At 34.4% G+C, this 23,222-nt stretch carries 21 protein-coding genes; 11 read left to right on the forward strand and 10 right to left on the reverse strand.

Annotated elements, in window-relative coordinates; genetic code table 11:
• Positions 1-154: 154 nt before the first annotated feature.
• Positions 155-1,891: a Na+/H+ antiporter NhaC family protein gene (locus QZV68_RS02220; RefSeq protein ID WP_296878179.1), complete on the forward strand. Its 1,737-nt coding sequence runs from the start codon at positions 155-157 to the stop codon at positions 1,889-1,891.
• A gap of 21 nt (positions 1,892-1,912) precedes the next feature.
• Here the strand turns inward: QZV68_RS02220 and QZV68_RS02225 are convergent, their stop codons facing one another.
• Positions 1,913-2,443 (reverse strand): hypothetical protein, encoded by a 531-nt coding sequence (locus QZV68_RS02225; protein ID WP_296878181.1) that lies wholly within the window; start codon positions 2,441-2,443, stop codon positions 1,913-1,915.
• A 174-nt stretch (positions 2,444-2,617) separates the two neighbouring features.
• Here QZV68_RS02225 and QZV68_RS02230 point away from each other — a divergent pair, with 174 nt between their 5' ends.
• From QZV68_RS02230 to QZV68_RS02240, 3 genes are all read left to right on the forward strand, one after another.
• Positions 2,618-2,740, forward strand: coding sequence for a hypothetical protein (locus QZV68_RS02230; protein ID WP_296878183.1), 123 nt, complete (start codon positions 2,618-2,620; stop codon positions 2,738-2,740).
• A gap of 89 nt (positions 2,741-2,829) precedes the next feature.
• Complete coding sequence (gene priS / locus QZV68_RS02235; RefSeq protein ID WP_296878184.1) at positions 2,830-3,807, forward strand: DNA primase catalytic subunit PriS; 978 nt, start codon at positions 2,830-2,832, stop codon at positions 3,805-3,807.
• 2 nt (positions 3,808-3,809) lie between these two features.
• Entirely contained in the window at positions 3,810-4,067 is a 258-nt protein-coding gene (locus QZV68_RS02240) for a hypothetical protein (protein WP_296878186.1), read from the forward strand.
• Here the strand turns inward: QZV68_RS02240 and QZV68_RS02245 are convergent.
• Positions 4,062-4,637 (reverse strand): thymidylate kinase, encoded by a 576-nt coding sequence (locus QZV68_RS02245; RefSeq protein WP_296878188.1) that lies wholly within the window; start codon positions 4,635-4,637, stop codon positions 4,062-4,064. The genes QZV68_RS02240 and QZV68_RS02245 overlap by 6 nt on opposite strands.
• 12 nt (positions 4,638-4,649) lie before the next feature.
• Positions 4,650-5,768 (reverse strand): 5-amino-6-(D-ribitylamino)uracil--L-tyrosine 4-hydroxyphenyl transferase CofH, encoded by a 1,119-nt coding sequence (gene cofH, locus QZV68_RS02250; RefSeq protein ID WP_296878190.1) that lies wholly within the window; start codon positions 5,766-5,768, stop codon positions 4,650-4,652.
• Positions 5,769-5,970: 202 nt separating this feature from the next.
• Here cofH and comD point away from each other — a divergent pair, with 202 nt between their 5' ends.
• From comD to QZV68_RS02265, 3 genes are all read left to right on the forward strand, one after another.
• Positions 5,971-6,462 (forward strand): sulfopyruvate decarboxylase subunit alpha, encoded by a 492-nt coding sequence (comD, locus tag QZV68_RS02255; RefSeq protein ID WP_296878192.1) that lies wholly within the window; start codon positions 5,971-5,973, stop codon positions 6,460-6,462.
• Positions 6,463-6,466: 4 nt separating this feature from the next.
• Positions 6,467-7,009 carry a sulfopyruvate decarboxylase subunit beta gene (gene comE, locus QZV68_RS02260; RefSeq protein ID WP_296878194.1) on the forward strand — a complete coding sequence of 181 codons (543 nt, stop codon included), beginning with the start codon at positions 6,467-6,469 and terminating at the stop codon, positions 7,007-7,009.
• Positions 7,010-7,143: 134 nt separating this feature from the next.
• Positions 7,144-7,404: a MarR family transcriptional regulator gene (locus tag QZV68_RS02265; RefSeq protein WP_296878196.1), complete on the forward strand. Its 261-nt coding sequence runs from the start codon at positions 7,144-7,146 to the stop codon at positions 7,402-7,404.
• A gap of 220 nt (positions 7,405-7,624) precedes the next feature.
• On the opposite strand, the gene QZV68_RS02270 is transcribed toward QZV68_RS02265, so the two are convergent.
• Positions 7,625-12,475 carry an Ig-like domain repeat protein gene (locus QZV68_RS02270; protein ID WP_296878197.1) on the reverse strand — a complete coding sequence of 1,617 codons (4,851 nt, stop codon included), beginning with the start codon at positions 12,473-12,475 and terminating at the stop codon, positions 7,625-7,627.
• Positions 12,476-12,597: 122 nt separating this feature from the next.
• Between QZV68_RS02270 and QZV68_RS02275 the strand changes: the two genes are divergently transcribed.
• Positions 12,598-13,893: a dicarboxylate/amino acid:cation symporter gene (locus QZV68_RS02275; protein WP_296878199.1), complete on the forward strand. Its 1,296-nt coding sequence runs from the start codon at positions 12,598-12,600 to the stop codon at positions 13,891-13,893.
• A 38-nt stretch (positions 13,894-13,931) separates the two neighbouring features.
• Here the strand turns inward: QZV68_RS02275 and hdrA are convergent, their stop codons facing one another.
• The 5 genes from hdrA to comA are packed head-to-tail and all read right to left on the reverse strand — an operon-like array spanning position 13,932 to position 19,831.
• A complete protein-coding gene (gene hdrA, locus QZV68_RS02280) occupies positions 13,932-16,238 on the reverse strand; it encodes a ferredoxin:CoB-CoM heterodisulfide reductase subunit HdrA (RefSeq protein WP_296878201.1) in 2,307 nt (768 codons plus the stop codon).
• Positions 16,235-17,179, reverse strand: coding sequence for a ferredoxin:CoB-CoM heterodisulfide reductase subunit HdrB (gene hdrB / locus QZV68_RS02285; protein WP_296878203.1), 945 nt, complete (start codon positions 17,177-17,179; stop codon positions 16,235-16,237). Before hdrB ends, hdrA begins: the two co-directional genes overlap by 4 nt.
• The gene (hdrC, locus tag QZV68_RS02290; RefSeq protein WP_296878205.1) at positions 17,176-17,772 is read right to left on the reverse strand and encodes a ferredoxin:CoB-CoM heterodisulfide reductase subunit HdrC; all 597 of its coding nucleotides are present in this window, start codon (positions 17,770-17,772) and stop codon (positions 17,176-17,178) included. The genes hdrB and hdrC overlap by 4 nt, the downstream gene beginning before the upstream one ends.
• Positions 17,773-17,782: 10 nt before the next feature.
• On the reverse strand, positions 17,783-19,033 hold the full coding sequence (locus QZV68_RS02295; RefSeq protein ID WP_296878207.1) for a methanogenesis marker 16 metalloprotein: 1,251 nt from the start codon (positions 19,031-19,033) through the stop codon (positions 17,783-17,785).
• Positions 19,034-19,060: 27 nt separating this feature from the next.
• Entirely contained in the window at positions 19,061-19,831 is a 771-nt protein-coding gene (gene comA, locus QZV68_RS02300; protein ID WP_296878209.1) for a phosphosulfolactate synthase, read from the reverse strand.
• A 175-nt stretch (positions 19,832-20,006) separates the two neighbouring features.
• On the opposite strand from comA, the gene QZV68_RS02305 reads away from it, so the two are divergent.
• The 3 genes from QZV68_RS02305 to QZV68_RS02315 all read left to right on the forward strand — a co-directional run bounded on the left by QZV68_RS02305 (position 20,007) and on the right by QZV68_RS02315 (position 22,669).
• A complete protein-coding gene (locus QZV68_RS02305) occupies positions 20,007-20,723 on the forward strand; it encodes a UPF0280 family protein (protein WP_296878211.1) in 717 nt (238 codons plus the stop codon).
• Positions 20,724-20,944: 221 nt separating this feature from the next.
• Positions 20,945-21,232, forward strand: coding sequence for a UPF0058 family protein (locus QZV68_RS02310; protein WP_296878212.1), 288 nt, complete (start codon positions 20,945-20,947; stop codon positions 21,230-21,232).
• Between the two features lie 63 nt (positions 21,233-21,295).
• The gene (locus QZV68_RS02315; RefSeq protein ID WP_296878213.1) at positions 21,296-22,669 is read left to right on the forward strand and encodes a 2,3-diphosphoglycerate synthetase; all 1,374 of its coding nucleotides are present in this window, start codon (positions 21,296-21,298) and stop codon (positions 22,667-22,669) included.
• Between the two features lie 47 nt (positions 22,670-22,716).
• On the opposite strand, the gene QZV68_RS02320 is transcribed toward QZV68_RS02315, so the two are convergent.
• Positions 22,717-22,977, reverse strand: a complete 261-nt coding sequence (locus QZV68_RS02320; RefSeq protein ID WP_296878214.1) for a helix-turn-helix domain-containing protein — start codon at positions 22,975-22,977, stop codon at positions 22,717-22,719.
• Positions 22,978-23,222: the final 245 nt, after the last annotated feature.

The following is a 23,222-nucleotide window of genomic DNA, read 5'->3' on the forward strand; positions in this document are numbered from 1 at the left end:
GTTTTAACTGACTTAAAAGTGAAAATCACAATGTAAAAACCTTTTTCAAAGAAATAAAAAGGAAAAATTGTTTATTTTTATTATATTGAAATTAACTAAATATAGTTTTTAATAATTAAATTATAATAATATATGTACTTAAATGGTGGAATAAATGAACATGAATAATAATATGAGAATTGGAATAATAACTGCTGTATCTGTAATAGCTCTTTTTGTATTATCATTATTAATCACCCAAGCGCCTGCAAGTGATAATCCTGCAACAAGATTTGGTGTATTAACATTATTACCTCCAGTCGTAGCTATTGCATTGGCATTTATTACTAAAGAAACAATATTGTCATTGTTTTTTGGAGTTTTCATTGGGGAATTTATGCTCTGTGCAAATGATTTAAATATTGTAGGCAGTGCAGTCAATGCATTCTTAGCTATAGGACATGAAGTAATATCCTGTATGGCTGACCCCTGGAATGCTGGAATTATTCTTCAATGTTTACTTATTGGGGGAGTAATCCAGTTAATCACTAAAATGGGCGGTGCAAAGGCTTTGGCAGATTCACTTGCTAAACGTGCCAACACTCCCAGAAAAGCACAACTTATTACTTGGTTTTTAGGATTATGTGTATTTTTCGACGATTATGCAAATTCCTTGATTATAGGTCCAATTATGAGACCTGTAATGGATAAGCTTAAAGTATCCCGAGAAAAATTAGCATTCGTCGTAGATGCAACTGCTGCACCTGTAGCAGGCATTGCAATTATTTCAACATGGATTGGATTGGAAATAAGTTTAATTGCAGCAGGTTTTAAAACAATCGGAATGAATGTTAGTGGATTCGGAATATTTTTTCAAACCATCCCTTACAGATTCTATAACATCCTAATTTTAATTTTCGTTGTTATGTCATCCCTCACATTATATGAGTTTGGACCTATGAAAAAAGCAGAACAAAAAGCACGTGCCAGAAAAGATTCAGAATCTATACAAATTCCACAGGTTTCCAGTTTTGAGGAGATACAACCCGTTGAAGGAATCAAATTAACCGTTTGGAATGCAATCATCCCTATAGGAACCTTAATTATAGGGGCATTAATTGCATTTTATTGGAGCGGATACACTACAATTTTAGCTGGAGATAATCAAACTCTCATCACTTTAATGAAAACTGCACCATTATCATTCAACGGTATTTTTGAAGCATTATCTGCTTCCGATGCATCCGTTGCATTATTCCAAGCCGCATTACTTGCATCCATTGTAGCCATATTAATGGCAGTTTTAGAAAGAATAATGACCATAAAACAAGCCCTCGACGAATGGGTTAGCGGTATGAAAGCTATTGCAGTTACTTGTGTAATATTATTACTTGCATGGTCCTTAGGAGGAGTCATCGGAAATGTTGGTACTGCCAATTATTTGGTAGGCATTCTAAAAGGAACCATTCCCTACTGGATTTTACCGTCATTGATTTTTGTACTTGGTGGAATAATCTCATTTGCAACTGGTACTGCATACGGCACAATGAGTATTTTAATGCCATTAACAATTCCTCTAGCCTGGGCTGTTTCACCAGACATGGGATTCGTCATTACTGCTACAAGTGGTGTTTTGACAGGAGCTATTTTTGGAGATCACTGTTCACCAATTTCAGATACAACAATCCTTTCAAGTATGGGTACCGGCTGTAACCATATTGACCACGTACAAACACAAATTTACTATGCCATATTTGTAGCAATTATTGCTATTTTATTCGGTTACATACCTGCAGGATTTGGAATTGCATGGTACATCTGCATACCAATTGCTGTTGTAGTGATGTATGTGGGTTTAAAAGTGATTGGTGAAAAAGTAGACTTTGAAGAAATTGAAGAAGAAAGCTCTTAACTTTCTTCATTTAATCTATTTTTAAATTGATGACTGTGAAAACTTAAACGGGTTATGGTCTTCATATATTGCATCATAATACTTATTTAAAATAGCTGATTCCCACATATTATAATTTGCTTGCTCATTTTTTTCAAAATTATAAGCTAAAAGACCTATTTTACGTCCATATTCATCAATATCATTTTTATCACAAAAATCGGTAATGATATCCGGAATATATTCACATGGATCATCGCTACTGAACTCGAGAAATTCCTCATATTCCTGCTTAGAGAACAGCTCTTCAGCATCGATTGGGTCTTCCCCGGCTTTTATTGTAAACAATTCAATATAAATATTATCCGCTAAAGGCAACTGATTAAATTCTATTCCTAAACCATATACTCTGCCATTTTCCAGATTAAGTACTGTATGGCCGGTTCTTTGGCATGAAATCCAATTATCAAATGCCGGTTTTACAATATCTTCAGGAGTCAGACCTGACAAAATGCTTTTTAAATGTTCCACTCCAATAACTTCGACTATTTCTTCCATGTTTAAATATTTCATACAACTATCTAATAAATATATCAATCAGAACGGATTAAATTGTACAACAACACCACTAACAATTTTTACATTATCATTTAAAGAATAATTATTCTAATAACAAAATGAAAAATTTATAAATGAAAAAATATAAAATAAAATTTAGGTATGACTAAATTTTTATGGTGAGATATTATGGATAATATGGTAGAAGCAAGAAGAAAAATGCATGAGAGAGACAAAAAAATTGAGGCTGAAAAGAAATCAAAAACAAAAAAAATAAAGAATTTCTTTTTTGGATGCTGCAAAAACAAATAACCTCCTTTTTTATTTTTAACACCACAACATTTTTGTGAAAAACCACACCTTCCGAAATAATATATACTTTAAAAAAGTAATTATTAATCATGTTTTCTAAAGCTACACTTAAAGAGCGAAGACAATACTATCGTGAAGAATGGTCTGAAAATGACTTACCAGACTTCATAGCTACAGATATCAAAAAAAGGGAATTTGGTTTTGACCACAACGGTACCGGACCGAATGACAGATACAAAGTTTTCAGAGGAAAAGAGTCTTTAAGAAAATTTTTAAGATACAAATCCCCTTTTGCAGCATATATTTCAGTAGCCTTTTACAATAATCCCAAAAGACGTGAAGACTGGCTAAAAGCAGAATATATCTTCGATGTAGATGCAAAAGATATTCCTATCAGGTCATGCCAATGCGATAGCGTATGTGAAATATGTCTTGGCGAAGCTTTAGAAATAGTCAATGCCCTTATTGACACATTAAAATATGACCTGGGCCTTAAGAACATACATTTAATCTATTCAGGAAGAGGATATCACATCAGAATTTTAGATGAAGAAATGATGACTGCAAACAGCGAATTAAGGTCTGAAGTATTGAAGTATGTTGCAGGTGCAGAAGTTCCAAAATCCCAATTTGTCAATCCTGAAATATCAAATAAAAGCTTTAATTTTGAACATTTCTCAATTCCTGTCGGATATTCCAAAATATTTACCGACAAGGTGAAATTCAACATCCAGCATCTGGTAGGAAATGAAAAATTGGACGGAATAAACCCAAAGCTAATGAAGGACATCATGGCATCAAGACATCACCTTGAAAATGATGACTGGGGATACTTCAAAAGAGATATTGGCCCTAGAAGATACAAGAATCTGGTTGATGCCATGGCACGCGTTAATCTTGCAACCATTGACGCTAAAGTAACCATTGACTTGAAAAGAATATTGAGGCTTCCATCCTCACTACACTCAAAAGTGAGCATGAAATGCATGGAAGTTAAAAATAGGGAAACTTTTGACCCTTTCTCAAAAGCAGTGCCAAAATTCGTTTATGAAAGAAAAGGTGTTTAGATATGGATAATGTTTTAAGAGAAATTTTAAGAAAAAACCAGTACTTCGAAGAAATTAATGAAAATAGATTCATTCCACAGTTTTTAGGCTTGATTGTTAATGGTGTTGTCGTTTATCATGTGAACTGGATTGACATTGTTGATAAGGAAGTAATATTCATGCACAAGGACATTCAGACCCATCCGATTGCTTCAATTTTCTTGGAAAACCTTAATTCATTGATGATAATTAATGAAGATGGAATCCAAGAAGTATTATGAATCGCTTTCAAGACATTTTGCTATTATTTTTTGAGAAATTACCTCAGGAGCATCATCACCAGGAATTACATTCCAATTATACGTGAACTTTTGTGATTTTAATCGGCTTTCCCTAAGTGATTCTATATTTTCAAACATTTCAGTATCTTCATTACGTGAACCTATTCTTCTAAGTGATTCTTCAGGAGATACATCCAAAAAGAACATGCAGTCTGAAGTCGGAAGGACGAATGCAACAATTTTATAAACAATTGTATTGACTACATCCGGAAGATACATAACCGCCAGAATATATCTTGAAAATATCAAAACATCAACGTCATCATTATGAGCATATTTTCTAACTGACCTGATTGCATCCAGCCCGAAATAAACTGTAGCCTTAACATGATTTATTTTACCTGTTTTTAAAAGAGCCTGTTTTGATTTTCTGCCATATATATTGTCATCACATGGATGGGATCTAATAGTTACATCACGACCTTGCTTTTTATACATTTCAGCCAATAAAAGTATTTGCGTATCCTTACCAGACCCATCTAAACCATCAATGACAATGAACTTATTCATTCAAACACCTAATTAATCAATCGGAAAAAATTCTGTGTATCTTGAATTTCTCTCAATTGGATTCCTTCCAAGGTCCCTTACCATGCGGGTTAATGTTTCTATGGATGCTTCAACTCCATCAGGAGCTCCGGAAGCTTCTGACAATTCATCTCCTCCCAAGGTTCCTCCCAAGTCATTTGCGCCTGCAGTCAACACGACCTGTGCAAATCTGAAACCCATTTTTACCCAGGACACTTGAATGTTAGGGACTAAATCTCTAAGCATCAATCTTGAAACGGCGTATAACTTTAAATCCTGTGTTCCGGTAGCACCGAGATTTGATTGTCCTTCCAAAAAGATTGGAGAGTATTCATGCATGAAAGTCATTGGAATGAATTCTGTGAATCCATGAGTGTCTTGCTGAATCTGTCTAATAATGTCAATATGATCTACCCTTTCCTCTAAAGTTTCCACATGCCCATACATTATTGTAGCTGAACCTGGTATTCCAACTTCCTGGGCTGTCTTTACAGTATCTATCCATTCGGATACAGTGACCTTTTCAGGACAAATTATTTCCCTTGACCTGTCAGTCAAAATTTCAGCAGCAGTTCCAGGCAATGTATCAAGACCTGCGTTCTTGAGTATCTCAAAACCCTCGGCAATATCCATTTTAGATACTGCACAGGCATCCCTAATCATTGTTGGTGAAAATCCATGAATTGAAACATCAGGATAATTGTCTTTTAACAATGTAAGCAAATGTTCATAATATTCAATATCAGCATCAGGAAGGACTCCTCCCATCAAAGTAAATTCACGGGCACCATTTAAAACTGCCCCTTCCGCTTTGGCCAGAATGGCATCATCATCCAAAATGTATGCATCAGGGTCATCTGCATCCTTTCCAAAAGCACAAAATCCACATCTAACAGTACATATATTGGTAAAGTTGATATTGCAATTATTAATGAATGTTACGTCATCACCGACGATTTTATGTCTTAAATAATCAGCTGTTGCTAGTAAAGGATACAATTCTGGTCCTTTAATATTCATTAAATGATTTGCTTCTTCTACAGAAATTGCTTCATCCAAAGATTTGGCCAATATCCTTTCTGTTTTAGAAGAAATGGGTAATTCATCAAACATGGTTATATATTAATATTAAATTAAATAAAAAGTTTTCTATTAATTAAATTAAATGTATGAAAAGATACAATAATAAAAATTAAAATATTGTGTTAATATTGATATAAATTAAAAAATATTGAAAAAAAAGAACTAAAATAAAAAAAATAGCTTTTTAAATGATGAATTATATAATTGTAGTATTATTAAAAGATGTGATATAATGGATAGTAGTGAAGCTATTTATAACGGTTTGAAAGATGCCGGAATTGACTTTATCGTTAGCGTTCCATGCGCAAACCTATCAAAATTATTGGACATGATTGATGAGGATAATGACATAACCCATATTCCGGTTACACGCGAAGAGGAAGGAATTGGAATATGTGCAGGAGCATATCTTGGAGGCAAAAAAACCGCAATTCTAATGCAAAATTCAGGACTTGGAAACTCCATAAACGCTCTAAAATCACTTATGGAACTATATGAATTTCCATTAATTATGATAATGAGTCACAGAGGAACTGAAGGCGAAAATATTTGCGGACAGGTCCCTATGGGAGAATCTACCCCAAGAATTTTGGAAGCTATGGATTTCAGATTTTTCAAGCCAGGCAATCCCGAAGCTGCATATGAAGCAATATTTGATTCATGGGATTTGTCAATTGAAGAGGGAAAACCCGTTTCAATACTATTAGAAATTAGTTATTGGTGATAAAATGGCAAGAAGAGAAGCAATTGTTGATATAATGGATAAAATTGATGATGAAATTGTTGTATGTAATATCGGATTTCCATCAAGAGAATTGTATGACATTGACGACAGGGACAAAAACTTCTATATGATCGGTTCAATGGGTCTTGCATCATCAATCGGTTTTGGTCTTGCATTGGCACGCCCCGATAATGACGTTGTTGTTATTGATGGTGACGGATCACTTCTAATGAATATGGGTTCACTTGTAACAGTTTTTGCAAACAATCCTAGAAACTTGACATGGATTGTGATAGACAATGGTGCTTACGGTTCAACAGGAAATCAGGACACATATGCTCAAGTAATTGACTTATGTGAAATTGCAAAAAGTGTAGGATTTAAAAATAGCTTTAAATTCGAAGAAATTGACTTGAGTGAAGTTATAAAAAGTGATGATGCAAGTTTCATAGTATATGATACAGAACCCGGAAATTCAAAAGCACCAATCATTGATTTGGACCCACCCACAATTAAAAACAGATTTATGGATTCCATCAATTCTTAAATCTGCCCTTTCTTTTTTTAAATATTGATGTTATTAATAATAATCAATATTATGTTTAGATTATGTTTAAAAAAATATAAAACAACATAAATGATATATAAAGATTTGTTATTTAATTTAAAAAAAGTATATTCATGGAAGAGACTAAATTATATGAACTTATCGGATATGTGAAAGTATCACCATATAGAACAAATACGTTGAAATCTTTAGGCAACGAAGTAAAAATGCCTTCAGAAATTGCCAGGTCAATCAATATTGAAACCAGCCAAGTGTCTGCAGCATTATCAGACTTGAAAAAACAGAACCTTGTAGTCTGCATCAATGAAACAGTTCGCAAAGGAAGATTGTACAAATGTACTGAACTGGGATTGGAATTGCTTAACTACATTTAACAAACATCACCAAAATCTCTTCTCTTAAATCAGTTACCATCAACATTTTTCAGTCGATTAAAACGAATATCCCTACACTGATATTGATACTATACTGTCATCAATATGAAATAATTGTGCGAAAAAACAATAATAATAAAGTACATGATCGAACATGACATTCGACACTGCAAAATCCCATATGCAATAAAAAAAATAAGGAAAGTAGAAAGATTTTCTACTATACAACCCTGATTTTTACGTTTTTGGACACACCATTATAATAAGCATTACCACCATATCTAATTTTAGCCGCATAAGTGCCTTTTTTATTTAATTTGGTAATTTTAAATGTTGCCTTACCATAATTATTTGTTTTTGTACTATAGGTTATACGACCAATCTTTAAAGTGACTTTGGTTCTTTTCATTGCCTTATTTAAGTTATTTTTCAATGTAATAACATATTTTTTAGGTTTAACCTTTAATTTAAAGGATTTAGATGAAGCATATAATTTTGTAGCTGCTTTTTTGACAACCACTTTTGCTTTAATGTTTTTGCATGAACTACTTGAAATAACAACACTGTATGTTTTTGCAGGGAAATTACATGCCAGTTTAGCTTCACCATTGGCATTGGTTGTCAATGTGTAATAATTGAATTTTACTCCATTGCTTGCAACAACATTAGCATATACCTTAGCATTCTTTATAGGATTGCCCTTATAGTCTACTAACTTTATAATTAAACGTTTAGAATCGCCATAAACCTTATTAACACTATTTGCAGACAGGACAGGAGATTCATCAATCACATTTACATTAACTCTAGTTGAATAGGAATTGAAATTATTGTCTCCGCTGTATTTTACAGGTATCAAATAGGTGCCTTTAGTAACCGGCGGAATATTGAAACGGGACTCACCATTTACAATTTGTTCTGGATAATCTTTACCTTCAAATGTGAAGATTATTTTACCGGTAGCTTTGGCTGATGATAATTTAGCAATCAATATTTTACCATTATCATCAGTTAGAAATTCTATTTTAGGAGTCTTTTTTGATACAGTTAATTTGAACTGTTTAAATTCATTTGTAGCAGGGTTGGTTACTTCCACATTATAATTGCCAGCACCCAATAAAACGGAAGTGGATGCAACACCTTTGCTATCAGTTACCCCTTTATAGTTAACATCATTAATTTTAAATGCCACATTAGCATTTGAAATTGCTTTGCCTTCGCTATCGATGAAAGTTGCCTTGACATATGAATCTTCATAGACGTAGCTTAAGTTATCGGCGGTAACTGTTGTTTTGACAATGATTTTAGATGAACCTGAAATGTCCTTATACTGATATTTGATTTCATATATTCCAGGACCTAAAGGTATTTTAATGGAAGCTACACCATCACTGCCAGTAGTGGCGGCATAAACATCCCCCTGAAATATGAAATTAACCTCAGCACCGCTTAAAGGCTTGTCATTATCTGTTATGTAAACCTTGAAACTTTCGGGATTTCCGTAATATTTTTCCAAATCAGATGCTGAAACCACTACATTAGAAGTTACATCAAATTTTTCGGATGCAGTAAAACCGTTCATATTTGCATCGCCGGCATATGATATTGAATAATTATAGGAACCGGATTTCAAATCAGTTATTATCAAAGAAGCGTTTCCCTCATGGATTGAAGATGGGTAATCCTCTTGTTCGAATGTGAAAACTATATTTCCTGTTGCTGTAGACGGATTCAAACTTACAGTTATTGTAACTGAATCTTCAATTTGACTGGTGAATATTGAAACATCCGGAGAGGATTTTGTAATTGTGAGTTTGAACTGTTTTTCCTCTTTGGTTGCCTGATTAACAGCAATGACATTATAGCTACCCACATTTAAATCGATTTTGGCAGTTGCAACACCATTATTATTGGTTGTTGCTTTAAATTCCATATTATTGATTTTGAATGTGACTTCTTTTCCTGCAAGTGGCTGTCCATTAGCATTTAGGAATGTTCCACTTGCTTTTGCATTGAAATAACTTCCTGTCACATCACGGACAGCAATTGTTGATTTGATTGTAACTTTTGACGCCTTGGAATCACGGCCATAAACTGTTGTAACATCATAGATTCCAACGGCCTGATTCAAATCAATGCTTGCCTGACCTGCAGTATTAGTTTTTACACTATACGACTTACCATTTATATTGATTGTTACGTAATCTTCAACCAACGGCTTACCGTTTTTCATGACTGTTGCAGTGAATTTTTCAGGTCCTCCATAATACTTGGAAACATCGGGAGCTGAAATGGATATGACAGGTTTGATTACATTAAAATTGAATTTGACAACATTGGATTTATAAATATTATTTTTATACTCTGCAGATAATGAGTAAGTTCCGGTTTCATTGAAAGTTACTTTTAAACAGGCTTGGCCATTTTTGACATATGCATAATAGTTCTTATTATTTATAGTAATTGCTACAGTGCCGCCATTTATTTGACTGTTACTGAGTTTAACATTGATGCTTATCTCTTTATATGCTTCAACTTCAGTTAATTTATCAACAGTGATTGTTACATCTTTTAATTCCAATGGAGTTGTAAATGCCTTAATGCAAGCTACATAACATCCAGATTTATAATCATATAAATCCTGCCAATAATCACAAGTTTGATTATATATAAATGAAACATTATCTGCGAAGGTCACTTTGTTAATTCTTGAAGCATCACAAAGTGGAATACTATTATTTCCACTATTATAATTTTTAATGACAATAGTAAATTTGGTTCCTGAAGCCAATTTTATTGGAGAATTAAATGGAATTGTATAATAACCGGCAGGAGAATATCCTTTTTGAGTCAGAACCAAATTATTACCCACATAGACTGAAACTTCATAGTTAGTCGGATCGATGAAAAATGTTGAAAATGCAGACAATTTTTCATCACCAAATGAAGTGAATGTGTTTTTGTAAGATGCACTGCCATTGAAGATAATAATATAATTTGGTCCTCCAAAGTCATACTGGTAATTTCTTGTATAACCTTCAGTATCGTTGAATATGAATGTGTAGACAAAATTAGATAAAGGTGATTCAATTTCATTTTTAAATTGTTTCTGATAAGACATATGGCAGAAACCATCTTCCAAAACGGTACCCCAACTGTTTTTAACTATCCATGCGCCTTTAGCATAATTTCCGAAAACATCCTTACCATTATAATTGTCATCCCATCCTATAAGTGAAATGGTGTGATAGGTATTAATCCAATATACCGAAGCGGTAACAGCACCATAGTCCATAATAGCCCGTTTTATAGCATCATTATCATCAGTATTTTTACGGACAGGCAAACAGTAAATATTTTGAACATGGACCAAAGGACTGAAGACTTCAGACAATCCAGAATAATCATCATATTCATCAAGGCTGTCATTTACTGGACCTAACCAACTTGCAAAGTAACTCATTGCCATACTATCAACCCCTCCTTCATTCGGCTCATAAGTTCTGCCGAAAAGGGAATAGTATGACATTAAATTTTTAACATTTTCTTCGGAAAGGTCATATGATATTCCTGTCGCTTTCTTAAGGCATGCTTCCAGTGTAGCAATTGACCCGAATGACCAACAATTAGCACCGCTAAACTGATTTTTAATTGGACTGATATAACCGTAATCCCTTGAGTCATAATATGACGGAACATTTGTCTGTGATTCAGGAACATAATTGATTAATGGTACAGCCTGATTAGAATTGAGATCATAAATTGTATTGTTTTCTCTGAAAACAGTATGTCCAAAATTGTCTTCTGAGTTATAAAAGGTAGTATTGGTTAATGTTACTGAATCAGAAATTCTTGAATAGATTGCACCCCCACTATTGGCATGGGAATATTGAAAATGAGAGTTTTTAGAATAAATATTTCCCCTGTCGTTAAAAATAACACCACCCATAAAAGTTGCCGCATTATTATCAAAAATAATATTATTAATTATTAGATTTGAATTTAGATTACATATTGCACCGCCAAAATCAGATTTTCCATTACGAAAGACTCCATTCACGATGCTTAAACTGCAATTTTCATCATAAAATGTTCCACCACCATCACTTAAAGCAATATTATCTGAAAAATAACAATCATTGGAAGTTACAGTACTTGACTTAACTGCCATAACCCCTCCAAAACTGGAAGATTGTGAATAAAAAAATCTGGAATTTAACAAATCAACATAATTATCTTCCGCATATATCACACCACCATATTTGGCGGAATTAAGATTGAATTCAGAATTGAAAATTCTTAGAACTGATTTCAAACTATATATTGCTCCTCCTAAACGACGAGATGTAGAGTTATAAAAATATGAATTATTAATTAACACATTTGAATTATAAGCATCAATAACTGCTCCTGATTCACCTGAATTACTTTGAAAAATACAATTATTTAATGTTATATTAGTCCTCGAATCTTTAGGGGAATCACAAACTATTACACCACCATAGCTATCATAAACATCTCCATTATAATCTAAAGAACTTAAAGAAGTTTCATAAGAATCAGTAGAATAAAAAATAACATTATTTGCTTCCAAGTTTCCCTGATTAAGAATATTAATCTTATAGAATGTCAAGTCTTTTAATTCCAGAGATGAACCTTTTAGAATTTTGAAGTCGAAGTCAAATGAATTAGAAATAATATTGGTGGGGTTTTCATTTTCACCCACAAATGTTATCTTTTGTGAAGCTGATGAAATTTTTATTAACTCATCCAATTCATAATTACCATTTGCAAAATAAGCAGTTCCCACATTGGTCAATTTATTGGAACTTAAATATTTATATGGTTTTTCTTTTGATCCGTCTCCATCGACACTTGCCGATGCATCAAAATAAACTGTTTGTCCGCTTTCCAGGACATCTGATTGTACTTCTGTAAGTTGTGTTTCATTCTGTGAAAATGCATCCAAAGCAACATCACCCGATTGGGTTGAATTGACATCACTTGCACTAACAACAGAAATTGCAAAGAGCAATATAATTATGGCAAATACTGATTTTTTATTAAACATAACAATATTATGTGTTTAATTAAATATAAATGTTATAAAGATACAGCTTTCATTAGCAAAAAAAAACAACATTTATAAAATTTATAAAATATATATTATATTGTAAATTTTTGGAGTAAAAAATGTTAAATAAACTAAAAAAGATAAGCTTAAGTAATTGGATATTAATCGGAATGATTTTAGGTATCCTTGTTGGCTTTATTTTGAATTTTTGGGTTACAGATCCTTTTATAAAAAACATTATACTGATGGACAATGTTTTCTACTTTGGAGGTACAGGATTTATCCGCCTCATGAAAATGTTGGTCGTGCCTCTTGTTTTTTGTTCGATTATTGTGGGAGTTTCATCAATTTCAGATATTAGAAAAATTGGTTCAATTGGTGGAACTACTGTACTGCTCTATCTCTTAACTACTGCCCTAGCTGTTTCCATTGCTCTTTTAATAGCTGGAATAATAAAACCAGGAGTGGGATTGCATATGGCCAGTTTAATTGAGCAATCAAATGTCACTGTTAATCAAACAATGACAGATACACTATTGAACATGATTCCGGAAAACCCAATTAATTCCTTAGCTTCAGGAGATATGCTGCCGGTAATTATCTTTGGAGTACTCATAGGTATAATCTTAGCAAAATTAAAAAATGAAACCCAAACATTTAACAAACTTTTTTCAGAAGGAAATACTATCATGATGGAAATGACCTCAATTGTAATGAAGTTTGCACCTATTGGTGTATTCTGTTTGATGGCTCGGACTTTTGCAGGACTTGGTGTTGATGGTTTACTTCCATTAAGCAAATATATCCTATGCGTCCTTATAGGTTTAGCAATACAGGGATTTATCGTATATCCAACATTACTTGTCATATTTACACGTTTAAATCCATTGAAATTCTTTAGGAAGTTTACTTCAGTAATGTTTTTTGCATTTTCATCATCAACTTCGAATGCAACAATTCCTCTGAATTTAGAAAAACTGTCTGAATTGGGAGTTTCACGTGACGTTTCATCATTTACAATCCCATTAGGCGCCACCATCAACATGGATGGAACCGCTATCATGCAAGGTTGTGCGGTAATGTTTGCTGCACAGGCTTACGGTATAGATTTAACTACAAGTGCTCTTTTAACAGTAGTTTTCACTGCGGTGATGGCATCCATTGGAACAGCAGGTGTTCCTTCAGTTGGACTCATTACATTAACCATGGTATTTAATTCAATTGGACTTCCGGTAGATGCTATTGGAATAATAATGGGAATAGACCATATCCTTGATATGTTCAGAACTGCAGTAAATGTAACCGGAGACGCCATTTGTACAATTATTGTTTCATTCAGAAGCAAGTCGATAGATTTAGATGTGTTTAACGGTGAAAAAGAAATTGAAAAAACTGAAATTGAATATTTCGACTAAAATAGCCGAAATATTTTTATCTTTTTTTGAAAAATTAATTATTTGGCTTCGTTTAATTCTAAAATCTTATTATCGAAGTCTGTTAATTTGCGGGCGAGTCCTGTAAAGTATGGAATATAGACTTTTGAAAAGGTAACCCTTTCCGGATTGTGACCCATCTCGGCAATGCATTCTTTAACCATTCCGATTTTACGTTCCACTTCATCATACATTAAATCGCCAGGGAATTCACCTATGAATATTCCATCCGCACCGTTTTCAAGTGCATATCTTATATGTCTCGGCCTTACACGGTTTACAGAAATTACCTTGATAATGTGTATCGATTCAGGGTAGGACAATCTGTTGACCCCAATATTGTCTGCAGCAGTATAACCAATGTTATCTAAAAAGACCAGAATCATACGTTCGCCTTCACGTTTTTTAGACAATACCCCATTGATTGTGGCAACAATCTTTTCATCAACATTGCCGTTTACTGTAATTGCCCTCTGCTTACAGTCCACAAGGCATTTTCCACATCCGGTACAGCTCATCGGATCAATGTAAATTTCATCATCCTGTATGCTCATTGATTTGTATTTGCATCTGGAAATACACTCTCCGCAAACAGTACATTTTTCCTTATCAATTTCAGCAATGAACGGTTCAATTTCAACACCACCATAGTTATATTCAGAAACTTTGGCTGCTGCTGCAGTCGCCTGCATAATTGAATCGGTTATGTCCTTTGGGTCCTGTGCTGTTCCACAAACATATATTCCCTGCACATCAGTCGCAACCGGCTTGATTTTCGGATGTGACTCCTTAATAAATCCGTCTTCGGTTGTTCCGATATTCAATGTTTCAGCAATTTCCCGAGTACCCATTGACGGCTCCATTGCAGTAGACAATACCACCATATCAGCTTCAATCTCTACGAATTCACCTTTAATAGTATCTTCTGTTCTTACAATGAAATTATCTCCTTTTTTAACAACTTCGCCAGGACGTCCCCTTAAAAATCTCACTTCATTTTCCTGAGTGTGTTTGTAATACTTTTCAAACATTCCAGGAGTTCTAACATCAGTATAGCATATCAAAACATCAGTATCAGGATATTTATGTTTAATGATATTGGCATTCTTCAGGGCTACGGTACAGCATATCTTTGAACAGTATCTATGGCCGTCCGGTTTTTCATCCCTGGAACCTACACATTGTATCATCACAACACGCTTTGGAACTTCCCCATTTGATTTCAGGAGCTTTCCTTTAGTAGGTCCGTTTACACCAGTGATACGTCCAAGTTCAGACTGGGTTATTACATCAGCATATCTGGTGTATCCGTATTCTGGCCTTTTTTCCATGTCAAATAACTTATGGCCTGTTGCAACTATAATCGATCCGACCTGAAGCAATGACTTTTCAGGCTTTTGCCTTAATTTAATGGCTCTCATATTACATGTTCTAAAGCAATCCCCACATTTTGAACAGTTGTCCATATCTATTACATAGCTTTCAGGATAAGACTGTCCAAATGGCCTGTAAATTGCTTTTCTCATTGACAGATTGTCATTCCAGTCATTTGGAACTTCCACTTCACATACTTCTGCACATTTTCCGCATGCAATACATTTTTCCGTATCGACATATCTTGGAGACTGTTCCACAATCAGATTGTATGTTCCTGCCCTTCTTTCAGATTCAATTACTTTCGCATTAGTTAAAACTTCAATATTTTCATTCCAGACAAGTTCATTCAAAATAGGATTCAAAAGGCACATTCCACATTCCTCAGCAATTTTGACAGGTGAAAATACCTTACCTATCTTCGCCATATGCCCTCCGATTGAAGGTGACTGTTCTATGATTGTGACTTTGGTTCCCTGCTTTGCAAGAGACAATGCAGCATTCATTCCTGCAATCCCCCCACCTATTACCGCCACTTCATCAGGAGTCTGGCAATATATTGGATCAACCGCATCGGACTGCTTCACTTTCTCGATAGATGCATTGATTAATGTAATGGCCTTATGGGTTGCCCTTTCACTGTCATCATGAACCCATGAACACTGTTCCCTGATGTTGGCCATGTCCATAAGATAAGGATTCAGAGGTTTTACATAATCCTGGAATGTTTTTTCGTGGCTTATCGGTGAGCATGCAGCAACTACAACCCTGTCAAGGTTATGGTCGAATATGGCATCACGAATAATTTTACGACCGTTAAGAGAACATAGGTTTTCAAACTGTCCGATAAATTCAACATCTAAAGAGTCTCTCACTTCATCCAAATCAATAACATCTGCAATATTTCCTCCACATTCACATAAAAACACGCCAACTTTTAAATCATCCCTCATTTTTCAACCTCCTTCAAATCTTTAATAACAGAATCAATTGGTACGGTATGGGCTTTAGCACCTATTACCTTATCTAAATCACCACCCATAGCCAATGCTACAAACTGAGCAATATTCAAATGGATTGCCCTGAATTTCCTTTTTTCCCTATCTGCAATCAGATGCTGATATCTGTCGAACTGAATATGGCAATTAGGACACAAATGCACCATGATATCCACATCCTCATCACATATTGCATTCATCTTATCGGCAGTCGCACTGAATGACAGCTCTGGATTTGAATATCTCTGTCTGAATCCTGTTCCACATGTGGCTCTTTTGTGGTCATACCAACCGATGGTTTCACAACCGCAAGCTCCAATTATATCATCCAATATATGGGGATCCCTTACACCCCCGACAGTATCTTCATAATGCACTTTGCAATAGTGGCATCCGTGGTGAGTGGCTATTGTATAATCGCTTAAATCATACTTTATCTTATCAGGAATTTCATCAATTTTATTATATAATATATCAACAACATGAAAAATATTTTCAGTAGGCTTCAATTCATCCTTTTCATACTTCAAATGACCCAATCCATTTTCATCGAATAGATTATTGATTTTTTCCCTCAATTCATCCTTATTATTCAATAGCTTTACTGATTTCTTATTTATCGCGTAGCATGTTGCACACATCATTACAAGATTGGGCCTGTCTAAATCCTTAGCTATTCTGAAATTACGGGCCCCAATGGCAGATGTGGAAAGCTGGTCAAAGACATCAGAGTAATGTCCAAGCCCAGTACAGCATGTTTGCTTTTCAGAAATTGCATAGTCAACTCCAAGCTTATCGAATACGAATTTAGTGGATGCTTCAACACCAGGATATTCGACACTGACAAGGCAGCTTCTAAAAAGAAGTATGTTTTTATCCGGAATTTCTTTCATCATTCTTCCTCCTGAGATTGCCTTATCTTTTCAATTCTGTCCTTGAAACCTGTGATTGTCAATATTGTACTGACTTCATCAATAACTTCCTCTGGAGGCATTAACGGCGGGTTCAACTCAAGTTCATCTCTTATATCGCCCAAGTTTTGCCTGAATTCCCACCAGCCAGGAACATCTCTCCTGATGTCCTCAAAGAATATTTCAGGAATTGCTCCGATAGCAGCTGTAAAATAACTGTCTGCAAATCCCATATATTCATATAGCTTATCATAACCTATTCCATTATTAATTGCAAACTGCTTGAGGATTTGATTAACTTCGCATACACTGTTTCCAACAGGACATACGCTATGACAAGTATAGCAATAAAAGCAATTCCAGATATTGTCATCTTCCATAATTGTCATGTCACCCTCCAAAACCCTTTCTATAATGTCACGGGGATTATAGTCAGAATGACGGGCTGCAGGGCATGTTGATGTGCACATTCCACATTGAACACATTTCAATACACCATCCTCCTTTGAATTTTTAACATCAAGAATGATGTCCTCAGCAAAGTCTATTGGTGAATCAGTTATTTTTTGAGTAGTCATATAATCACCACTATAATTTAAATTCCTTATTTTCAATCATTTTCTTTAATTTTAAAGATAATTTATTGGCTCTCAGCCTATCTGATTGTCTGCATATAATAGGAACGTTGACATTTCTTCCGTCAATTTCCAAATCAACATCTCCAGTGTTCATGTCAAATGCATCATGTTTGCAGTAATGTGCACACATTCCGCATCCGAAACAGTATGCTGGATTTAATCTTTCATTTTTAAATGCATTTGTAGGACATACTTCCTCTACACGACAGCTTTCGCAATTTTCACATTCTAATCTGTTGAATTGAGGCCTTAAGTCATATTCACCCCACATTTCCCTGTAATTGGTATTGGTAAGTGGCAAGTGGCGTCCTTTGATATCTGCCACAGGCAAGTCAATGTCTTCATCCCTGACAAGTAAATTGTTGTATATTTCTTCTGTCAATACGGGAATTGGAATTGCCACAGTATCATAGACCTCTCCGCCCTGACCTGTCTTGAATCCTCCAAGATAATATGGATCCATTTTGCATAAATCTGCTGACAACATCAGATTTGGCTTTTCAGGACTTGACCTTGTACCGTCTCCCAATATATAACCTTCAGCACCATTAATCAAAACCTTCTTGCCCTGCCTAATTACATTGTGAGGAATGTCATTTTGAAGAGGATTCAAATCACCGCATCCTGAAAATGTCAAACCGGACAGATTACCTTCAAGAGGAACTGCTGCAAATATTGATGAAATGGCTTCTTTATTCGGATTTGTAAATGCAGTGTAGTTTTTGAATGCCATACGAGTTCCGATAATCTGACCTCTTGTAATATCTTTCATTGTTATGGTGTTTTCAATTGTTTTTCCCTCTGCAGTTTCAATTCTGACATCAATTTCTTTTCCTTCCAGAAGTTCCTTCAGCAAGAATCCTCCACCATAATTTCCATCATGAATAGAATGGGCAGTTCCATGAAGAATTGCATCAACCGAACCAAGCCACTCATTCGGACAAGGCCCAGCATATGCCGGAACACCATTCAGGTAAACTTCATTTGCCCTTATGAATTCACCTGGGGCGGAAACTATGAAGTTTAGTATGGCTGCCGTACCGCTCATTACGCCACATGTTCCTGTTGTTATGACATCCACATCTTCAAAAGCCGGTGCCTCATCATTTTTAACAAGTTTTTTAAATTCTTCTGCAGTATATATTTTAGCTTCACCGTCATCAATTTTCCTGTTGATTTGGTCAATGCTTTTAGTTTTCAATTTAACTACCTTCTTTACGTTTTTAGATTAGATTTTACCTACTGTATCTCCTCTTAATCCTCTTCTTAAAGTTTCAAGAGAAGTAATGTCATCACTTGAAATGTTTCCCAGATTAACTGAGTTTCCCAATTTCAATATGAAAAATACTTGCTGATCCTTATTTGGAGCTTCCCAAAGGATTTTATCTCCATCAAAATTATCCAGAATATAGTCTATTTCATCTTCCTTTGCATTTCCGGATTTATCAAATATGCCTATGTTCTTTCCCCCTTCCCTTGCTTCAACAATTATCAGAGAGGACCCGGCATTCAATTCTTCATGCATATATTCAATTCTCTTATCGAGGGACAATTCTTTATCCAGATTAGGGTCTTTTTTGCCTACTTCAGACAATACTTCAAATCCATTTTCCTTTGCAAGGGCTATGCATTCCACCTTATCATCATGAGGAATATTGACTGATCCGTCTGAAATCTCAATCGCCGGAAAGCCCAAATCATGAGCTTCACTAAAAAACTCCTCCAGTTTATTCGATTTATATGCCAGCTCAAACAGTGTTCCACCAGTGTATGGAGTAATCTGATGTGACTTGTACATCTCGACTTTGGATTTAATTATGTCCTGTTCATGCACAATGGAAGTTCCCCAACCAAATTTCAGATAGTCAACGTAGTCTCCGGAAATTTCCATTAGGCTTTTTGCGGTTTCAAGACCTAAACCTTTGTCCAAGACCATTGTTATTCCACACTTTCTTGGCTTTTCTTCTCTTGGAATAGATAAAAATTCAAATGATTTCACAATTATCACACGTGTTAAGTTAATTTTCTAAATTATAAATAATTAAAGATTATATATAAATGTTTTTAATACTTTGCTTTAAAATACAAATATAAGGCTGTTATGACAATGTAATGAAAAAATAACATATAATATAAGGGAATTTTTTAATAGTAAAACCCCTAAAATAAAAAATATGCCCTATCAAGAAATTAACTTAGGTGAAACCCACATCAGGCTGAAAACAGATTTGGAAAATCACCACCTGAAGGAATACATATACACAATTAGGTCAGATTTGAAAAACTACATTTCAAAAAATCAGGACTTTCTACTTTCAATGGAACCTCTTAAGCTAAATGATGAATCGCTGCCATTAATAGTAAAAACAATGGATGAATCATCAAAAATTTGTGATATCGGACCAATGGCATGCGTTGCAGGTACAATATCACAATTATCACTTGATTATCTAATTGAAAACAACTCCAAACATTCAATCGTTGAAAATGGAGGAGACATTGCATTAATGAATAATGAAACCGCATTATGCGGAATATATTCCAACAATGAAGTTCTGGGAAATGAAATAGCCTTTAAAATTAAGCCCAGAAAAAAGCCTTTAGGAATTTGCACCTCCTCAGGCAAAATTGGTCATTCAATCAGTTTCGGCAGTTCCGACAGCGTAACAATCATCAGCAGGAGCCCTTCAATAGCTGACGGACTTGCAACCAGAATTGCAAATGATGTTAATGGAAACACTTCAGAAGACAAGATTTCCAATGCTCTGGAAACTGCAGAAAACTACAGAAAACATTTTGAAGGAATTTTAATTATCAGCGATACGAACGTAGGAACAATTGGAAAATTGCCCAAAATTGTTGAAACTAACGAATTCAATGTTAAAATCTAAAAATAAACAATAATCTTAAAATAAACGCTGACATCAAAGAAATTTGATATTATTTGAAATTTTGCTTGATAAATATAAAATCTAATTGATTAATTGATGGAATATTTAAATATGATTAGTTAACAATATATAATTATTAAAAAAAATGAGTAATAAATTATTATTTGATATAATTTATCTTTTAACTAACAGAATAGTTAATTTTTATAGGTTAGATAGTTATGTATAAGGACGAAATGATTCAATTACATCAATTTTTAGTATATGTTTTAAAATACTTAGCGGAAGATGATCAAATCACTAACGACTGTAGCGAATACATTACACTAAAAATAAGCCCACATCATATCCATAAGACAAAGGCAGAACATAAACATGCGATTTTTGTTCTTTGTAAAATTATCTCACAAGTTATTGCAGATAAGGAAGGAAATTCAATTCCTGAAAATGTACGCAATTCCCTATCAGATTTGGTTGCACGTTCTGAAAAAGAACTTAAAGCAGCTTAATCTTTTACCTTTTTTTGCTTTTTTTAAATATTTTTAATAATAATAACTTTCATATTAATAATTATGAAAGGCCTTAACAAGATGCTTTGTTTAGTTGACGGAGAACATTACTTGCCAGTCACTAAAGAAGCAATAGATACATTAAACAAGTTAGAACACATAGACATAGCTGCTGCTGTTTTTATAGGTGGAACTGAAAAGTTGAGAGACGATTCAGAAGAGTCCTACTCTGAAAAATTAGGAACACCCGTTCAATTTGCAAAGGATAATGATATCCCTTACGACATCATAGTCGACATGATAAGAAAATACGACATTGATACAGTAATGGATTTGAGTGACGAACCAATTCTCGATTATCCCAAAAGATTTAAAATAGCCTGTAAAGTTTTAAACGAAGGAATAACCTATAAAGGGCCTGATTTTAAATTTGAACCGACATCACAATACGAAATAATGGAAAAACCTTCACTCACCATCCTCGGAACAGGCAAACGTATCGGAAAAACAGCAGTTTCAGGATTTGTATCAAGACTAATTGATAAAAATGGATACAACCCATGCGTAATAGCCATGGGGAGAGGAGGACCTGAAGAGCCCGAAATAGTTCATGGCGAAGAACTCGAAATAAATGCCGAATTTTTACTTGAACAGTCTGAAAAAGGAGTTCACGCAGCAAGTGATCATTGGGAAGATGCGTTAATGAGCAGAATATTAACCATAGGCTGCAGACGTTGCGGAGGCGGAATGGCAGGTGAAGTGTTCTTAACAAATATGAAAAAAGGAGCAAAATTAGCCAATGAAGTCGATTCAGAATTTGCAATATTCGAAGGAAGCGGAGCAGCAATCCCCCCAATCAAAACAGATAAAAAAATAGTGCTTATCGGAGCCAACCAGCCAATTGAAAATTTAACTACATATTTTGGACCATATAGAGTTGGCCTGGGAGACCTGGTTATATTAACAATGTGTGAAGAACCTATGGCCGATGAGACAAAAATCAAAAAAATAGAAGAATTCGTGGCTGAAGTGAATCCTAATGCAACTGTAATCTCAACTGTGTTCAGACCTAAGCCATTAGGAGATTTAACAAATAAAAAAGTATTATTTGCAACAACAGCACCCGAATCCGTTAAATATAAATTAGTAGATTATTTAGAAGATAGCTATGGCTGCGAAGTCGTTGGCACAACTGCCCATTTATCCAATAGACCTTTATTACGCCAAGATATGGAAAAGTATATGGATAAAGTGGACGTCATGCTGACTGAGCTTAAAGCTGCTGCCGTGGATGTCGCCACTAAAGACGCAATAGCCCACGGCCTGGAAGTTGTCTACTGCGACAACATTCCCGTTGCAATAAGCGACACCTATCCTGATTTAACTAAATCAGTAATCGAAATAGTTGACTCTGCCATTGACAGCTTCAACTGTTGAAATCCAGAAAGAATAACTTTTTTCTTTTTCTTTTTTTAGAAAACTTTTTAGATATATTTCAAGATTTCAATACCTAACTCAGTATTTTTATATAGGCGTCCTTTTTTAGCATCTTCATTCAGACATTCAACAATGCCTTCATCTTTCAGTTCCTTTAAAACATTGGATACATGATTAGTTCTAAGACCAACTTCATCGGCAATAACCGATGGAATTTTAATATCGTTTCCAACACATTTTACAATTTCAGTTCTGTAATGTGATGCAACAACATATCCTACCAGTTTGTAAACATTTTTTTGAAACATAATATAATATTAATACCTCACTTAACAAATGTCTATATATCAAAAATATATGATATACAACACAGATATGTCCAATTTATGCATTTTTAATAACAAGATATAACAATTTTAAAAAAAAAGATTAACTTGATAACAAGGGAAAATTTTTGCAAAAAAAGTTAACCATCAAAAAAGCAACATTCATAATTGATGCAATTAATCTATGATTTAATGAAGTCTATGTACCATCATATTTTTAAGATAAA

It is taken from the genome of uncultured Methanobrevibacter sp. (genome assembly GCF_902801725.1).
GTDB lineage: Archaea > Methanobacteriota > Methanobacteria > Methanobacteriales > Methanobacteriaceae > Methanocatella.

Excerpts from the sequence above, each read along its gene's own strand:
- hdrB (WP_296878203.1), bottom strand. The coding sequence starts at position 17,179 with ATGATGAAAGAAATTCCGGATAAAAACATACTTCTTTTTAGAAGCTGC.
- QZV68_RS02310 (WP_296878212.1), top strand. The coding sequence starts at position 20,945 with ATGTATAAGGACGAAATGATTCAATTACATCAATTTTTAGTATATGTT.
- QZV68_RS02245 (WP_296878188.1), bottom strand. The coding sequence starts at position 4,637 with ATGAATAAGTTCATTGTCATTGATGGTTTAGATGGGTCTGGTAAGGAT.
- cofH (WP_296878190.1), bottom strand. The coding sequence starts at position 5,768 with ATGTTTGATGAATTACCCATTTCTTCTAAAACAGAAAGGATATTGGCC.
- hdrA (WP_296878201.1), bottom strand. The coding sequence starts at position 16,238 with ATGAGGGATGATTTAAAAGTTGGCGTGTTTTTATGTGAATGTGGAGGA.
- QZV68_RS02230 (WP_296878183.1), top strand. The coding sequence starts at position 2,618 with ATGGATAATATGGTAGAAGCAAGAAGAAAAATGCATGAGAGAGACAAA.
- QZV68_RS02220 (WP_296878179.1), top strand. The coding sequence starts at position 155 with ATGAACATGAATAATAATATGAGAATTGGAATAATAACTGCTGTATCT.
- priS (WP_296878184.1), top strand. The coding sequence starts at position 2,830 with ATGTTTTCTAAAGCTACACTTAAAGAGCGAAGACAATACTATCGTGAA.
- QZV68_RS02225 (WP_296878181.1), bottom strand. The coding sequence starts at position 2,443 with ATGAAATATTTAAACATGGAAGAAATAGTCGAAGTTATTGGAGTGGAA.
- QZV68_RS02315 (WP_296878213.1), top strand. The coding sequence starts at position 21,296 with ATGAAAGGCCTTAACAAGATGCTTTGTTTAGTTGACGGAGAACATTAC.
- QZV68_RS02265 (WP_296878196.1), top strand. The coding sequence starts at position 7,144 with ATGGAAGAGACTAAATTATATGAACTTATCGGATATGTGAAAGTATCA.
- hdrC (WP_296878205.1), bottom strand. The coding sequence starts at position 17,772 with ATGACTACTCAAAAAATAACTGATTCACCAATAGACTTTGCTGAGGAC.
- QZV68_RS02320 (WP_296878214.1), bottom strand. The coding sequence starts at position 22,977 with ATGTTTCAAAAAAATGTTTACAAACTGGTAGGATATGTTGTTGCATCA.
- QZV68_RS02240 (WP_296878186.1), top strand. The coding sequence starts at position 3,810 with ATGGATAATGTTTTAAGAGAAATTTTAAGAAAAAACCAGTACTTCGAA.
- comE (WP_296878194.1), top strand. The coding sequence starts at position 6,467 with ATGGCAAGAAGAGAAGCAATTGTTGATATAATGGATAAAATTGATGAT.
- QZV68_RS02270 (WP_296878197.1), bottom strand. The coding sequence starts at position 12,475 with ATGTTTAATAAAAAATCAGTATTTGCCATAATTATATTGCTCTTTGCA.
- comD (WP_296878192.1), top strand. The coding sequence starts at position 5,971 with ATGGATAGTAGTGAAGCTATTTATAACGGTTTGAAAGATGCCGGAATT.
- QZV68_RS02305 (WP_296878211.1), top strand. The coding sequence starts at position 20,007 with ATGCCCTATCAAGAAATTAACTTAGGTGAAACCCACATCAGGCTGAAA.
- QZV68_RS02275 (WP_296878199.1), top strand. The coding sequence starts at position 12,598 with ATGTTAAATAAACTAAAAAAGATAAGCTTAAGTAATTGGATATTAATC.